Here is a 560-nt window from a genome sequence, read left to right on the forward strand (position 1 = left end):
GCGTTGTATGCGGCGCGGGCGCAGTTGGCGCCGGTGGTGTTTGAGGGGACGTCGTTTGGTGGGGCGTTGATGACGACCACCGAGGTGGAGAATTTCCCGGGTTTTCGCGACGGGATCACGGGTCCGGAGTTGATGGATCAGATGCGTGAGCAGGCGCTGCGCTTTGGGGCCGATCTGCGGATGGAAGACGTCGAATCGGTCTCGTTGCAGGGTCGAATCAAGTCGGTGACCACGGCCGAGGGTGAGACGGTGCGCGCGCGGGCGGTGATCTTGGCCATGGGGGCGGCGGCCCGGTATTTGGGGGTGCCCGGGGAGCAGGAGTTGTTGGGCCGCGGGGTGTCCTCCTGTGCGACCTGTGATGGGTTCTTTTTCAAGGACCAGGACATCGCGGTGATCGGCGGTGGGGACTCGGCGATGGAGGAGGCCACCTTTTTGACCCGCTTTGCCCGCAGTGTGACGTTGGTGCACCGGCGTGCGGAGTTTCGGGCGTCGCGGATCATGCTCGAACGGGCCAAGGCCAACGACAAGATCACCATCCTGACGAACAAGGCGGTCGAGGC

The 560-nt window shown here is 64.6% G+C and carries 1 protein-coding gene; it reads left to right on the forward strand.

Annotated features, from left to right (window positions below; all coding sequences use genetic code 11):
- Positions 1 to 560: NAD(P)/FAD-dependent oxidoreductase (locus A5659_RS14025; protein ID WP_197498011.1), on the forward strand; the 560-nt coding region annotated here is incomplete at both ends.

This window comes from Mycobacterium sp. 1165196.3 (assembly GCF_001673415.1).
GTDB lineage: Bacteria > Actinomycetota > Actinomycetes > Mycobacteriales > Mycobacteriaceae > Mycobacterium > Mycobacterium europaeum_A.